We start from the raw sequence: 15,827 nt of genomic DNA, 5'->3' as shown, positions 1-15,827 counted from the left end.
AACCAACCACCTAACCATCCAAAAAAGGCTTCAAAAGTGTGTAAAATTAATTTTTAGTACCTTTGCAGTCCCAAATTTTATTTTTTTCAAATCACAAAATCTCTAACTTTAATGAGTTTTATAAAAATCTTAAAGCGTAAAAGCACTTTTGTTTCAGGTATAGTTTTTCCCAGTTTATTCTTTATTCTGGGTATTACTTTAGTTTCCAGCGTCTTTCCATCAGCAGCAGATTATTACCTTAATCTGGTCAAAACTTTTCTATTTGAAAACCTCAATTGGGTTTACGTTCTTGTCGTTACCATCTTTGTTTTGTTTTTGCTTTTTCTGGTTTTCAGTAAATATGGTAATGTTAAATTGGGTTCTAATGATTCCAAACCCGAATTTTCTTTTTTCTCCTGGATTTCCATGCTTTTTGCAGCGGGAATGGGTATTGGACTGATGTACTTCAGCGTAGCAGAACCGATGTCACATTATTCCGACACCAATGTACTGGGCACCGATCCCATACAAAGAGCTAAGGATGCTCAGTTGTATACTTTTTTCCACTGGGGTATTCATGCATGGGCCATTTATGCTGTTGTCGGACTATCTCTTGCTTACTTCACTTATCGCTATAAACTTCCATTATCTCTCCGAAGCTGCTTCTACCCCATTCTTAAGGATAAAATACAAGGTCGTGCAGGTGACGTCATTGATATGTTTGCACTCTGCAGTACTTTTTTCGGAATTACCACAACATTAGGTTTTGGTGTGGTACAGCTCTGTGCCGGACTCGTCAACATAGGCGTTATTCCGGAAAGTAATTTTATATACCAGATTATTATCGTTGTTGTGATTATGACGATATCGATTCTGTCTGCTACATCCGGGGTCAACAAAGGCGTTAAATTTTTGAGCCAGCTTAATATTATAACGGCTCTGTTGCTCATGCTTTTTGTGCTGATCTTTGGTCCGACAACTTTTTTGTTAGGTACGTTTTCAGAAGGTCTGGGTTACTATATCAATTCATTCTTCAGCCTGACTTTCAACACACATGCTTATGAACCGGAGCATCAGCAGTGGTTTTTCAACTGGACTATTCTGTATTGGGCCTGGTGGATTTCCTGGTCGCCATATGTAGGCCTTTTTATTGCTAAGATATCTAAAGGTAGAACGATCCGTGAGTTTATTGGAGCAGTATTGGTATTACCTACATTCTTCAATTTTCTGTGGATGACAATCTTTGGGAACAGTGCAATATGGATCGATCAGCATGAAGCAAGCGGTGCACTAAGTGCGCTGGTGACCAATGCTGATGTATTGCTATTCAAATTTCTTGGATACTTTCCTTTTGAAATAGTTACGAGCATACTTACTCTGTTTATTATTTTTATATTTTTCGTTACCTCTGCAGATTCAGGCATCTATGTGATGAATAATATTTCATCCAATAATGCTATAAAATCGCCAAAATGGCAACTTGTTTTCTGGGGAGCATTACTGGGTATACTTGCTCTTGTACTGCTCAATGCGGGTGGTCTGGAGTCTCTGCAAACCATGACTCTGATTACGGCGCTTCCATTTTCCATTATTATGCTTCTGTTCTGTTACAGTCTGTTGAAAGGACTCGTCATTGATGTAAACTATTATTCACGCTCCTACTCGCACTCGACGAACAGCTGGTCCGGAGAATATTGGAAAGAACGCCTCGATAGAATAATATCCTATAAAGACCGGAAAACTATTGATGAATATTTGCGCACTACCGTTAAATCTGCATTTGAGGAACTTGCAAGAGAATTCAAAGAGAAAGATATTCTGGCTCATGTCAATTATCATGAACATACGCCTGTAACAGTAGAAATAGAAATTAAACATGATGCCATGAACAACTTCAGGTATGGTGTAAAGAATCAGACAAAAACAATCTCGGATTTTCTGATGCAGGAGGAAAATGCTCCTGAAATTCAGGATAAAAAAACACATATACCGATGACTTACTTTGGAGATAACAGAATGGGGTATGATATTCAATATTTTACCAGAAATGAAATAATCAGTGATGTGCTTAAGCAGTATGAAAGATTCTTATCACTATCTTCTGATGAGAAAAACGAAATATTTATTGGTAGCAATCTGAAAGACACAGATTAATATTATTTCACTCTTCTTCAAAAATAAAAATCGGCATAATGTCAAGAGATAGAATGTAGCATTTTAACTTACCGTAACGTTATATATTTAAGTTTGCTTTAATATAAATGAATTTACCACATTGCTACACTATGTAAACAGTAAAAGTGTATTTAGTTCCTGAAAATTCCACCATAGAACCACACTAATACAAGCAATAAAATCAACTATATTTTTATCGGTATTCTTATTAGTAATTATAAAATGCTATTACGTACTTTTGTGTTTAAATGATAATCAACTGTGACTAACGCCAAAAAAAATGCTTTCTATCTACGTACGGTACTCATTGTCAGTATCGTACTGTCTTTTATATTTCTGAGTGCCATATTTATTTATCAGTATGGACAGTACAGACGAATTGAAGCTAAGCTTAATGCTGCTTATGCATCCGGCAATACACAATCTTCTGCCCTGTACGGATTGTTTTCAACTTTTAGTGAGGCTGACAATCTGTTTCGGCTGTATACGGTAGATTTTAAAGCGGAAACTTATCAGTCGTACAAAAAGAAACTTGATACCATCAAATTTTTTGTGGATTCACTATCTACTCTTCCTATTGAAAACAATCCACTTCAGAAAAGTATTACAAATGTAAAAGAGAAAAGGGCTGTAGCCATGGAATTTGCCAGTCTCAAAAGAGATGTAGATCAGTTGGTCTTCTTTGCAAAAGACTCTTTAGAGTTATTAAATAATCCAAAAGAAAATTACAGATACAGACCATCACTTACTATTGCTGATACTTTTATCAGTAATACCTTACAGGATACTGTCAAAAATCTGGTTAAACAAGATACAGTTGTCAAAAAAAAGGAAAGTTTATTTAAAAGAATATTCAATACTAAAAATGACACTATAGTTTCCAATACTGTAGACCAGAAATTTAATATCAGCAAAATAGGATTAATACAGCAGCACATCCAGAATACTATCTTGCAAAATGACCAGATATACAGCAGCAATATGAATAACCTGCGACTGGCATTTAGTAAACTCCGTCAAAAGGAAAGGGAACTAATACAATCTAATCATACTCTCCTTAAGAAACTTAAGTTAGGTATAAACCGTCTTAAGGATATGGAACTGGAGGCTAATCGCAATGCAGAGGCTATTAACTTTGCTCAATATCAAAAAAACGCACAGCATTTCGGCACCCAACTTATCATAGCCTTATGTATTATGCTGTTTATGATCATTTTCATCATTTACTACCAGTTTAAGGTTGTTTCTTATGAAAAGAGACTTTATCAGGAGAAAGAATACGTTGCTAAAATTGCTGAAGAAAAAACAAGTGTGCTGGCCAGTATAAGCCATGAAATCCGGGCCCCTATCAACTCTTTGCTGGGCGTGATAGATCTTATGAACAAAAATACGGGAAGTAATAAGGTTAATCAGGAGTTGATCAATTCAGCTAATTATGAGATAACATTGATAAACAGTACTATCAATGATATTTTGAGCCTTAGCAAACTGGAAGTTGGTTCGCTTAACATTAAGTATGACTACTTTTCCCCATATGAAATGTTACACGATCTGGTTAGCCTGCACAGTTATCAGGCGCAAACAAAAGGGCTGGCCTTTACAAATGTGATCGATATAGATCCCAAACTAAAAATATACAGTAACGCATTCCGGATCAAGCAGATTACGTCTAACCTGATCACAAATGCGATCAAATACACAAAAAAAGGACATGTAACAGTACATGCACGTATACAGAAATCCGGCAATAAACCAACCTTACATATTGAGGTATCGGATTCAGGAATAGGCATAGCAGATAAAAATAAGAATTTTGTGTTTCGTAAATATTATATGACTGATTCTCAGAATAAAGTAGGAGGTTTTGGTCTTGGATTGTATATTTCTAAATTACTGACCGAACAATTAAACGGGGACATCTCTTTCGAAAGTACATTGGGTACAGGTACTACTTTCAGTCTTAAAATTCCGTATGAAAAGGAATTATTATTGCAAAAGAATTCAGGTCCGTATACCGTTAATGATCTTCCCGATAACCTCAATATTGTTCTTATCGACGATAGCCGTATTAATATCCTGTATCTGAAGCAGTTCTTTAAGGACAAGAACAATGTTCATACGTTTGAGAACGCAGCGGAAGGATTACGTTTTGTACAGCAAAACGCGGTTGATGTGGTTATTACTGATTTGTTAATGCCCGAAATCAGCGGATGGGATATTCTGAACAATCTTAAAGAAAGCAAAACTACAGAACACATAAAGGTCTTTGCCTTCACTTCCGAAAATATGCTGCTGGAAGATGATCACAGAAGCCACAATATGTATTCCTTTGACGGAGTATTGAGCAAACCTTTGCGGGAAGATGAATTGGTAAATACGCTACTCAAAGGTATGAATAGCTAACACCTGCTTATATCCCGATCAGAACATCAGCTATTAAACCAAAAATGCTGTCATACTGAACCAAATGCCTGAGGGCAATATGGATTTCAGTATGACAGCACCTTTTTTGAACTATCTTTTTTTATTTTATACTCTTCGTTAGAATTTTTCTTTTTGTCCGTTTAACAGTCCACGGTAAAATATACCTTTTTCATACAGCAGTATTTCTCCGTTCTTACCGTTTTTTATACTTGAATCGACTCCAAATATCCTGTTGTCATACAAGTTTACAATAGTCGGATGCGAGGTATGACCTACAATTATGTGGTCTTTTTTCAATCCGTGCAGAATAAAATTCAGCGTTTGTGCATTAAAAGTAGAATCTGTAAAATATCCTCTGTACCAAAGCGGACCTTTTGAACGCGTCAGAAATTCCAGCTCTTTATTCTGGCGATATACTGTCCTGGACCTTGTAAAGATACTATCCGCAAACAGCTTATTTGTACGCGCAGCTGTCAGCCCTTTTTCTACAAATTCCGGAGAAATTCCTCCATGTGTAAACAGGATATTATTAATACCAATGATTACTGGTTTCTGCTTCAGCCACCTGCCAAAGAAACTATCTTTACTGAAAAACTGATCATATCCTATTTCAAAAAGAGAGGCTACTTCTTTATACTTTTGATTAATGTAGCGAAGATCATTGTCAAATACCATGAGTTCATGATTACCGATCACATAATGTACTCTACCTCCCTTTGAGAGGGCTTGTTTTTCCAGTTTCACTAATAACCAGAGACTTTCAGTGACCTTGTCTCCTCTGTCCATAATATCTCCTACAATCACGAGATGACCATCTCCATAGGTCCAGTTTCCCTTTTTGTCTATAATATTATGCTGCTGCAATAAGCGAACGAATAAATCATGCTGGCCGTGCAGGTCGCTGATAGCAGCAAAATGCTGAACATCACTGTATTGTTCTAAAAAAGCCGATTCGTCTCTTCTCGTATTTTCCTTCTGCTGTAATACATCCTTCAGATCTACATCCAGTTTTTGAGAGAACAGTTTAATTTGCTTATCAAAATCTTTTCTGTTTGAGGAGCTGACATGCCGATATATACCTTTATCCACCCATTTAATGGTAGTTGTATTGTCTTCAAAAAATATATGCGGTTCTTCCTGAAGTCCGGTCAGTTTTTCCTGGCTGTATCCACTTAAAGCTGTACAGGCCAGTGCCAACGTCAGAACATTTCTTCTTATCACTTTGCTTAACATCGTATATTTTATTAAAAACGCCCTCTTTGTGTAATAAAGAGGGCGTTGAATGATTAAAGGTAATTATTATTTACGGATAGTCAGTCCCAGAGTGCTGTAATTTGCACTTACCTTCAGCTGATCATTGGATTCCAGATCAAAGATCAGACTGACAGCTGTAGTATTGGTCAATTCGGGTATCTCCACTTCAAAATATCCGAAAGCACTATTTGCCGGGATGACAAGCTCACTTCCTTTCGGAAGTTTATAATGCTCATTTGCCTTTGCTGTACTTTCAGGTCTGATACGAACTTTTACAATCTGATCCGTATCTTTCAATCCTCCTATCAGGTTGACCTGATATTTCTGAAGGCCAGCCTTGCTCCGAAGTTCTTTCAGAATCGGATAAGATAATCCGGGACTATTGGTATTCATTACCGCATCCTGAAACTCAATTCTGAAATCAGGAAGGTAAAAATCCTCTTCATGATCTTTAAAGCATGAGGTGAACAATACACTGATCAACACCGCCAATAAACCTATATATGTTTTCATGTTTTTATTTTTAATAATTAGTAGCCTGGGTTCTGAACAAGATTAGGGTTGATCTCAATTTCGCGTATAGGAAGTCTCCCCAGAATTCTGAAATCATTAAACATTACATTTCCGGCATCTTTGATGATATCTTTTCCCCGTCTTTTAATATCAAAGAAACGATGTCCCTCAAAAGCCAGTTCTAATCGTCTTTGTAAGATAATCTCATCCATCAATGCTGTGCCTGACAGCGATACTTCAGCAAGATTTGCACGTGTACGTATACGATTGAGAGCTGTTCTTGCATCGCTGTCTTTACCCAGATTAGCCAGTGCTTCTGCCTTATTCAGCAGGACTTCTGCATAACGGATTACTGGTACATTGTCCAGATTAGCTACTCCGTTTTTGCTGGCAAATTTAGTCATTTCATTTCTGCTGGCATTTGCGCCCAATCCTTTCATTATCAATCCTCTTCTCGTATCACTAGCGCTGTATTTCGCATACAGATCATCACTAACCACTACATTTCCGAAAGAAGCGGTAGCATTAGATGTAACCGTAGTTCTTGTCATAAAAGTGGCTCTAAGGGACTCATTACTACCCAGGTTATCTGCTGTGGTAAAAGCAATTTCAAAGAATGATTCAGGGTGTTTTTCACTCCGCCATGAGCTGATCAGCTGTGCATTAGCCGGAAATGTTGCCACTCCGCTGGCCATCGCTTTATCAGCTTCTGCAACAGCTTTCTCATAATCACCGTTATACAATGCTACACGACTGAAAAGTGCAGCTACTGCTCCCCGTGATGCAAAAGCCGGAGCTTTACTGTTGTTGCTCTCTGCAATCAGTGTAGAAGCCTCTGTCAGATCCTGATACACCTGTTTGTATCCTTCTTGAATCGTATTACGTGAAGCAAATGCGATCTGATCCACCTCAAGTACACCCTTCAGCACTATCGGCACGCCTCCTCTATCCGATGCAGATACAATAGCTGTGGGATCATACGCATATACACGTAAGAGATTGTGATATAATAAGGCTCTGAGAAACAGATTCTGGCCTTTAATATTATTTTTAAAATTTGCTTCCAGTTCTATATTTTCCAATGCATCCAGAATCAGATTGATCTGGTTGATCCCGTAATAGGACTGCTGCCAGTTTGTAATATGTGCCCCTATCTCATTATTTGACTCTCTGATCAGGCGGTTTCCTGCTCCGGTATTGATAGCATTGTCCGCCAGCAATTCAGGTATCGCAATCAGATCACGTCCATACAGACTTACTTCCCTTAATTTTGCATATACTCCGTTTGTGGCTGCAGTGATGGCTTCAGGACTGGTGAGTGCGGTAGAAGCATCTATGGATTGACGAGGATCCACTTCCAGCATCTTCTCACATGAAGTCGCCCACATCGAAGTGGCCAAAAGTATTATATATGTTATTTTTTTCATTTTCATTTAAGATTAAAACCCGATCTGTACTCCTAATGTATATGCGCGTGTCTGTGGTATAGCTCCCTGAGTAGAACTGAAATCTCCTGAATCAATAATCAATTCCGGATCATAGCCTGTCCATTTAGTCCATGTCGCCAGATTCTCTCCCTGTGCATACACTTTTACATCAGACAATTTCAGACGGCTGGTCCAGGATTTAGGTAACTGATAAGACAGGGATACATTTTTAAGGCGTATAAAAGATGCATCCTCCAGATAGCGGCTGCTGCTGGATACCTGCGACATACCATTGGTCTCCGCATTTCCGTCAAAAGGACGAGGTACTGTTGTCAACTGACCAGGCGTAGTCCATCTGTTATTAAAGATCCATTCCAATGTATTTCTGTAGTCTCCTCCATTGGCATACCATTTCGAATTCATACCACTGTTACTTAACTCACGACCATAATCGTAATGGAAAAATACATTAAGCGAGAAGCCTTTGTATTGGAAGGTATTGGTGAACCCACCATAGAAATCACTTAACTGATTCCCAAATATTTTGTAATCATTCGGTGCTGAAGGCTGATAAGTAATTTCACCATTAGCATCATACCACATTGGTCTGCCTGTCGCTGAATTGACACCTGCATACTGATAAGTCACATTGGTACCTAATGCATAACCTACACGTACAGACTGATTTCCAGGCAAGACCTTATCATCTCCTAATAGTCCCAATACACGGTTGCGCAGGAAAGAGATATTAAAATTAGTAGACCAGGAGAAATCATCGGATTGAATATTTCGCGTACGGATCTCAAACTCTATACCTTCATTCTTAAGTTTTCCCACATTACTGGTTACATTTGAGAATCCACTGAGGTAAGGAAGAGGCTTATCCAGCAACAAGTCTTTACTTAACCTTCTGAACACTTCGACCGAGCCCTGTACTCTATTATTGAAAAAGGCATAATCCACACCAATATTAGTAGTCACATTACGTTCCCACTTCAACAGGGCATTTTCTATACCAGAAGGATAAATCCCCGGCTCCTGATTATAGTTGGATGAACTAGAACTTCCATACAAAGCACGGGAGTCAAAATTGCCGATAGCATCATTACCGGTTTCACCATATCCTACTCTTAGTTTCAGCTGATTGATCCATTCCTGATCTTTCAGGAAGGCTTCTTCTGACATGTTCCATCCTGCAGAAATCGCTGGAAACCATCCAAATTTGTTGTTTTTACCAAAACGGGATGATCCGTCATAACGCAGAACAGCACTTAACAGATATTTTTTCTGAAAATCATAGTTAACCTGTCCGAATACACCGGCTCTTTTGAAACCAGTCCAGCTACCTGTACCTGCTGTAATGATAGCTGCAGACTGTAATGATCTGAACTGATAAGTTGTAAAACCAGTTCCTGTAACAGAAGAAATTTCTCTGTTGTCATATCTGTACTCCGCACCTAATAAAGCAGAAAGATTGTGGTCTTCAGCAAATGTTGTTTTATAGTTTAAGGTCTGGTTTGTAAGAAAATTACTGTTCTGTCTTTTACCAATTGTCAGGGATCCCTGAGAAGCCGCTCCACTTCGGGTACGCGGATCTACATAGCGTTCATCATCGATAATACGATAATCTATACCATAGAATGATTTGAAGTTTAGTTTACTGTTGATCTGATAAGTAGCAGAAAAATTAGATACAAGGGCTTTTGTACGGCTTTGCAATGTACCTACTACACTTTCCTGTATAGGATTACGGTTAGAAGAACCCGGAAAGCCATCGATTGGCGCATTGTAGCTTCCATCTGCATTGTAAACCGGAATAAATGGCAAAATCATCGGCGCACTGTATTGCGGTGCTGCATATGCTCCTGTAGAACCATTACTTCCTGAAGTACCGTTTTGGGTAATTGTACTCAGGTTAATGTTTGTGGCAAGCGATAACCTATCGGTTAACTTATGGGTTAATCCCAATTTAGCCGTTGCCCGCTCAAAGTCTATAGACACCACATTTCCATCCGTCTTATTGTAAGATCCGGAAAGGAAAAATGTGGTTTTATCATTTCCTCCGCTGATAGAAAGGTCTGCATTATTGGTATGACCGGTTCTGAAAGCTGCTTCCTGCCAGTTGTATGTAGGCAATGCAGCAATCTCTTCGTCAGTCATATCAGCAGGAAAGCCCATCCCTGTCAGGATATCTGCTCTGTTTCTTTCAGGTGTACGTGTCGGATAACGATTGTTACGCGATTCCAATCTGGATTGAAAAAACTGCTGTGTATTCAGCATTTTCATCTCCGGCATTGGGCTGGTAATACCGTTATAATAATTGAGGTTTACTTTGGTTTTCCCGGCCTTTCCGGCTTTTGTCGTAACCAGTACAACCCCGTTTGCGGCCTGAGCTCCATATATAGATGCAGCAGCTCCGTCCTTAAGTACTTCTATGGACTCAATATCATTATTATTCAAAAAAGCCAAAGGGTTACTTGCAGTCTGTCCTGAAGAAGTAGACGTATTGAGTTGAACCCCATCGACAATAATTAAAGGCTCATTTCCGGCTGTAATAGATCCGGTACCGCGGATATTAATCTTTACCGGTCCTCCGGGAACTCCGTTTGCTGCCATTACATTGACACCAGAAACCTGCCCTTGCATAGCCCGATCAAAGGACTGCACCGGAACATTTTCAATAGATTCCTTTTTAATGGAGGACATCGCTCCGGTAATAGATCTTTTTTCCTGAGTGGTGTAACCCGTAATGACTACAGCATCCAACTCGTTGACCTGTTCTTCCAGTGTCACCTCAATACCCGAGGCATCTCTTATAGTGATCTCCCGTGAAATATAACCTACAAAAGAAATACTCAGTACATCGCCGATTGCAGCACTTATCGAAAAATGCCCGTTAGCATCAGTCGACGTAGCGGCATCTTTTCCTTTGACACGGATGCTTACACCCGGAGCGTACAAGGTTCCGTTTTCACCTTTAAGACGCACTCTTCCACTGATATTTTGCTGTAATCCGGTATTTATTCCGGAAGTTGGATCGTTGGTTTTGGTGCTGATTACAATATTTTCACCCTGTAGTTTGTAGGAAATAGGCTGTCCCTCAAAACAGGCTTCAAGTGCGTCTTTTACGCTTACATTATTCAGATTTACAGTCACTGGTCTGGATTTTTCCAGGAGACGTTTCGAATAAATAAAATTATAGGATGTCTGCTTTCGAATAGATTCGAAAACCTCTCTGATGGAGGCATTTTTTGTATGGAGGTTAACCTTCTGCGCATAACTCACTGAAGAATAAGCACTCACAATACAAGAAAGCAGAAAAATAAAAATAAGATTAATACGCATAAAGGCCTTCTTATAGTTCTTTATTTTCATAAATTTGGTATAGGGTTATAAGTAATAGTAATTGTTCAATAAAAAGCGAATAACCTGACAATTATCTACAGGGCATTGTTGCGAGCAATGCTCTGTATCTTTAATTATCGGTCTATGGGTAAATATCTAAGCCATAACGATAATCCTCCTTCCTTCTATTCTGAATTTAACTTTTCCGGTCAATTCCAATAACTTAAGTACTTTGGCGGGATTCTCATATTTAGAGACGACTCCTGAAAATAGTTCTTCCGTTATCTTGCCCTCGTATACGACATCTACATCATACCAACGGGCTACCTTATTCATAATTTCCTGAATGGATTCTTCCTCAAATCTGAAGCTTTCATTTTTCCATTCATCCATATTTGATACATCTACTTCATAAACCTGAATATTCTTTCCATCTTTAGAAACCAGTGCCTGTTGACCTGGCCGTAAGATATTAGAACTATAAGCGGTATTAATTCTGATTTTACCGTTTACTAAAGTGGTTCGGTTTGTACGGTCCTGAGGATAGGCTGCTACGTTAAAAGAAGTTCCCAATACCTCAATAGTCTGTGATGACATCCTGACCTGAAAAGGAATATTTTCATTTTGTTTATTTTGAACATGTGTCACCTCAAAGAAAGCTTCTCCTGATAATTTTACTTCACGCTTCTCTGATCCAAACTGAACAGCATACTCTAATTCGGATTCGGCACCTAACCAAACCCTGGTACCATCAGAAAGCCTGACTTTGTACTGCCCGCCTCTGGGCGTCACTATACGATTGGTAGGCTGCACATCCGACACGGCAGAAGAGGAACTGTATGAAATCTCACCATCTGCTGATTTCAAAATACGTAAACCATTAATATCCAAAGAATCACCATTCTTCAGCTCTTCCAATACTATATGCTTTCCATCGGCTAATTGTAATATAGCCTGATCTTTTCCGGGAGAAATATCTTTGCCGGCTCTGGTCAATTGATCTTCCTGCTGAACAGGCTGGGAACTGATCGTAAAGTACAAAGCTATTGCACTACAAAAAATAAATAATAATGCTGCAGCCCAGTAATGGGAAGGAAGATTTTTGAGAAAAGATTTACGAAGTGCAGGTTTAAGATGCTGATGTGAATGTTTAAATTGTGATAAAGACTGATATTCTGCAAAATACTGCAGTTTATTTAGGCTTTCTTCCCAGTTATTCTGATCTGCAAGTCGTTCAGCAAAGAGCCGGTTTGATCCCTCATTACTGATCCATTCTTCCAGCTCCACAAGTTCCTCCTCACTGAGAATTCCTTTCCTTTTACCGGTTAGTAAATATATTATTCTATACTGATTTTCCATCTTCACTGTTAATACGACGCACTTCTCCTATCGTACTACTCCCCCATGAAAAAAAATTACAATTTAAACAGAAAAAGGAAAAAGAGATACTTATCCGGATGATTGATAAATAGTTTTCTCAATATTTTAAGGCCTTTGGACTTTTGATTCTTTACGGTCTGTACACTGATATTAAGTTGTTCTGCTATTTTTTCATTCTTCACTCCATCAAGATAACTCAGCTTAATAATTTTACTGCACTGGACTGGTAGATTATTAATTTCACGATAGATTTCGGCCATATATTCCACGTATACGACCTCTAATTGTAAGTCTTCTTCAGAAAGTTGGTATAAATAACTAAATTCTGCGTCTCTTTCTTTGGCTCTCCCACTGGTTTTTATGTAATCAAGACAGGCATTTTTGGCAGATAAATACAAAAAAGATTGTGCGTGAGCAGCGTTATTGAGGACAATTTCATTCGTCCATAGTTTAGCAAATAAACTATTCACGATATCCACTGCCTGATCATCCACAAACTTAGAAGCAAAGTAGCACAGTGGAGCAAAATAAGTCAGATATATATAATCAAAATCCGACTCCACTCCGGTGTTCAAGGGATATTCAACAAGATCTAAAGGTCTATGCTGCACACTCATCTATCAGTATTGCTTGTATATTCATAGTCAGGTATCCCCAATACGGGAGGCCTTAGAAGTTAGTAAGGTCTAAAAATACGATTTACAATTCATTATCCCTACAAGAAGGATTACTTTAGAACGGTTAAAATCTAGTATGCCAGATAACAGATTATCCGGGAGAAGTTCCATGTCTGTTTAACAGATATAGATAGGAATAGAAAAAACGCAGTATGAAAACAGATTACTCCTAACTATCCGAATTTACCTTTAATATAATTTTTCGTAATCTCATGGTTAGGATCATTGAACAGTTGATCCGTGGGACCCTCTTCTTTTACTTCGCCCAGATACATAAATACAGTCTTATCTGCTACACGCTGAGCCTGTTGCATATTATGTGTAACAATGACAATCGTATAATCCTCTTTCAGTTTAAGTATCAATTCTTCTATCTTAAGCGTACTCACCGGGTCCAGCGCAGAACAAGGTTCGTCCATCAGAATAACTTCAGGTCGCAGAGCCACTGTACGGGCTATACACAGACGCTGCTGCTGTCCGCCGGAAAGTCTGGCAGCAGGCTTTTTCAGATCATCCTTCACCTCTTCCCATAAAAAAGCTTCTTCTAACGTACGTTGTATTACCGATTTATCATAAGGCAGGTTATTGATCTTGAGACCATAGGCAATATTCTCATATATACTTTTCGGAAATGGATTTGCTTTTTGAAAAACCATACCGATACGTTTCCTGACTTCCGTCACAGGCATATCTCTGTTGTAAATATCCTGTCCGTCCAGCAATAGTTTGCCTTCAATACGGGCATCCGGAGACAAGTCATGCATTCTGTTGAAACTACGAAGTAATGTACTCTTTCCACAACCCGACGGGCCAATCAGAGCAGTAACTTTATTGGCAGGAAAATCCACATTAATATTCTTCAGAATCTGTTTATTACCAAAGCTCAGGTTGAGGTTGTTAGCGGCTAGTTTATTAATCATTTTTTCTGTATTTATATCGGATATAGAATGCTGTAAGATTCATCAGGAAAACCACCACGACCAGTATCAAAGCAGTTCCGTAGGCAATAGGTCTGACTTCTTCAATAGCCTGATGTTGTGTAGACAACATATATAAATGGTAGGGTAAAGCCATAAATTCCTGATTCATATACCCGTTCGTTCCGTTTATGTAAAAAGCGGCTCCTGTAAACAGTATCGGTGCCGTTTCTCCTGCTGCACGCGAAAGCGTAAGGACTACTCCTGTAAGTATTCCGGGCATCGCAGAAGGCAGTACCACATCTTTTATACACTCAAACTGAGTTGCTCCTACTCCTAAAGCACCTTCTCTTGTACTTTGAGGTATACGCATCAAAGCCTCTTCCGTAGTAGTAATAATATAAGGTAAAGACAGCAGTCCCAATGTGAGACCTGCAGCCATCAGAGAAGTTCCCATATTTAATGCCTGCACAAATAACGCAAGCCCGAACAGACCGTAAATAATGGAAGGTACACCAGAAAGGTTACGGATAGCTGCCCGTATAAGACGAGTCAATACATTATCCTGTGCATACTCATTCAGATAAATAGCACAGCAAATGCCAAAGGGTATAGCAAATAATGCTGTTATAAGTGTTAGTAATACTGTACCAACAATAGGTGACAGTATCCCTCCTTTTGTCATGGCCTCCTTCGGAAGTGTACTGATAAAATCCCAGGATATTACACTCGCGCCTTTAGACGCTATTTCCCAAAGAATAATGACCAGAAAAAGACAGACCAGTAATGTACTTCCGAGAAGTGTCCCCCATTCGATAATTGGTGTCAGCCTTTTTAATTTAAACCCCATGATATTTTCTAAATCGGTTAATAAAAAACTCTCCAACCAGATTGGCAATCATTGTCATAAAAAACAAAACTGTGGCAATAGCAAAAAGGCCAAAATAATGAGTCGTCTGATAAGGAACCTCACCCATTTCTATGGCAATAGTTGCAGTAATTGTTTTCATCGAATCAAAGAATCCTGTTGGAAATGAAGAAGCATTACCTGTTGCCATAAGTACGGTCATCGTCTCGCCTATGGCTCTTCCTACTCCCAGCATCACCGCTGCTATAATTCCCGGTGCTGCTGCAGGAATTGTGATTTTCAATAATGTCTGCCATTTATTTGCTCCCATCGCATAGCTAGCCTCTTTATATGTCTTAGGAATGGCATGTATCGCATCCTCAGACACTGTAATAATAGTTGGTAATGCCATTATTGCCAGCAAAATAGCTCCATTCAGTGCATTTAAACCATTAGACAGGCCAGCCAGTGAAGCAATCTCCGGTCCCAACACGACAATACCGAGAAAACCTATAACTACAGAGGGAATAGCAGCCAGCATTTCGATAGTTGGCTTTAAAATATTTTTTACCCGCTCACTCGCATATTCGGAAATAAAGGCCGCTGTGCAGATCCCCAGCGGAATGGCTATCGCCATCGCTCCAAAAGAGACCAGTGAAGTGCTGACAATGAGAGGCAGGATTCCATAGGCAGGATCGTTTGCAGTAGGATTCCACTCCATTCCCGTAATAAAATCCAGCGGTTTGACATCTGCAAAAAAGGCAAATGCATTATAAATCAACATAAAGAAAATCCCGCCTAAAAGTGCTAACACTAAAAAACCTGTAGATTTGAAGATGATCTTAAACAAATGATCTATTAATAGTCTTTTCTTAAACCTCATATTTTA

Annotated in this window: 11 protein-coding genes; 2 read left to right on the top strand and 9 right to left on the bottom strand. The window is 38.9% G+C overall.

Annotated features, from left to right (window positions below):
• The first annotated feature begins 111 nt into the window (after positions 1 to 111).
• Both B4B65_RS10540 and B4B65_RS10535 read left to right on the top strand, forming a co-directional pair.
• A complete protein-coding gene (locus tag B4B65_RS10540) occupies positions 112 to 2,133 on the top strand; it encodes a BCCT family transporter (RefSeq protein ID WP_293915609.1) in 2,022 nt (673 codons plus the stop codon).
• Positions 2,134 to 2,415: 282 nt separating this feature from the next.
• A complete protein-coding gene (locus tag B4B65_RS10535; protein WP_293915608.1) occupies positions 2,416 to 4,557 on the top strand; it encodes a hybrid sensor histidine kinase/response regulator in 2,142 nt (713 codons plus the stop codon).
• A gap of 138 nt (positions 4,558 to 4,695) precedes the next feature.
• On the opposite strand, the gene B4B65_RS10530 is transcribed toward B4B65_RS10535, so the two are convergent.
• The 9 genes from B4B65_RS10530 to pstC all read right to left on the bottom strand — a co-directional run bounded on the left by B4B65_RS10530 (position 4,696) and on the right by pstC (position 15,821).
• Positions 4,696 to 5,799, bottom strand: a complete 1,104-nt coding sequence (locus tag B4B65_RS10530) for a metallophosphoesterase (RefSeq protein ID WP_293915607.1) — start codon at positions 5,797 to 5,799, stop codon at positions 4,696 to 4,698.
• Between the two features lie 78 nt (positions 5,800 to 5,877).
• Complete coding sequence (locus tag B4B65_RS10525) at positions 5,878 to 6,345, bottom strand: DUF4843 domain-containing protein (protein ID WP_201679001.1); 468 nt, start codon at positions 6,343 to 6,345, stop codon at positions 5,878 to 5,880.
• A gap of 17 nt (positions 6,346 to 6,362) precedes the next feature.
• Entirely contained in the window at positions 6,363 to 7,772 is a 1,410-nt protein-coding gene (locus B4B65_RS10520; RefSeq protein WP_293915606.1) for a RagB/SusD family nutrient uptake outer membrane protein, read from the bottom strand.
• Positions 7,773 to 7,784: 12 nt separating this feature from the next.
• A complete protein-coding gene (locus tag B4B65_RS10515; RefSeq protein WP_293915605.1) occupies positions 7,785 to 11,147 on the bottom strand; it encodes a TonB-dependent receptor in 3,363 nt (1,120 codons plus the stop codon).
• Between the two features lie 126 nt (positions 11,148 to 11,273).
• Positions 11,274 to 12,476, bottom strand: a complete 1,203-nt coding sequence (locus B4B65_RS10510) for a FecR family protein (protein WP_293915604.1) — start codon at positions 12,474 to 12,476, stop codon at positions 11,274 to 11,276.
• A 56-nt stretch (positions 12,477 to 12,532) separates the two neighbouring features.
• Complete coding sequence (locus B4B65_RS10505) at positions 12,533 to 13,114, bottom strand: sigma-70 family RNA polymerase sigma factor (RefSeq protein ID WP_201678997.1); 582 nt, start codon at positions 13,112 to 13,114, stop codon at positions 12,533 to 12,535.
• A gap of 233 nt (positions 13,115 to 13,347) precedes the next feature.
• Positions 13,348 to 14,094 carry a phosphate ABC transporter ATP-binding protein PstB gene (gene pstB, locus B4B65_RS10500; protein WP_293915603.1) on the bottom strand — a complete coding sequence of 249 codons (747 nt, stop codon included), beginning with the start codon at positions 14,092 to 14,094 and terminating at the stop codon, positions 13,348 to 13,350.
• Complete coding sequence (gene pstA, locus B4B65_RS10495; RefSeq protein WP_201678995.1) at positions 14,087 to 14,941, bottom strand: phosphate ABC transporter permease PstA; 855 nt, start codon at positions 14,939 to 14,941, stop codon at positions 14,087 to 14,089. Before pstA ends, pstB begins: the two co-directional genes overlap by 8 nt.
• Complete coding sequence (gene pstC / locus B4B65_RS10490) at positions 14,931 to 15,821, bottom strand: phosphate ABC transporter permease subunit PstC (RefSeq protein ID WP_201678994.1); 891 nt, start codon at positions 15,819 to 15,821, stop codon at positions 14,931 to 14,933. Before pstC ends, pstA begins: the two co-directional genes overlap by 11 nt.
• Between the last annotated feature and the right edge of the window lie 6 nt (positions 15,822 to 15,827).

It is taken from the genome of Sphingobacterium sp. UBA5789, from assembly GCF_002418355.1.
Lineage (GTDB): Bacteria > Bacteroidota > Bacteroidia > Sphingobacteriales > Sphingobacteriaceae > Sphingobacterium.
This window is presented reverse-complemented; position numbering and strand designations above follow the sequence as displayed.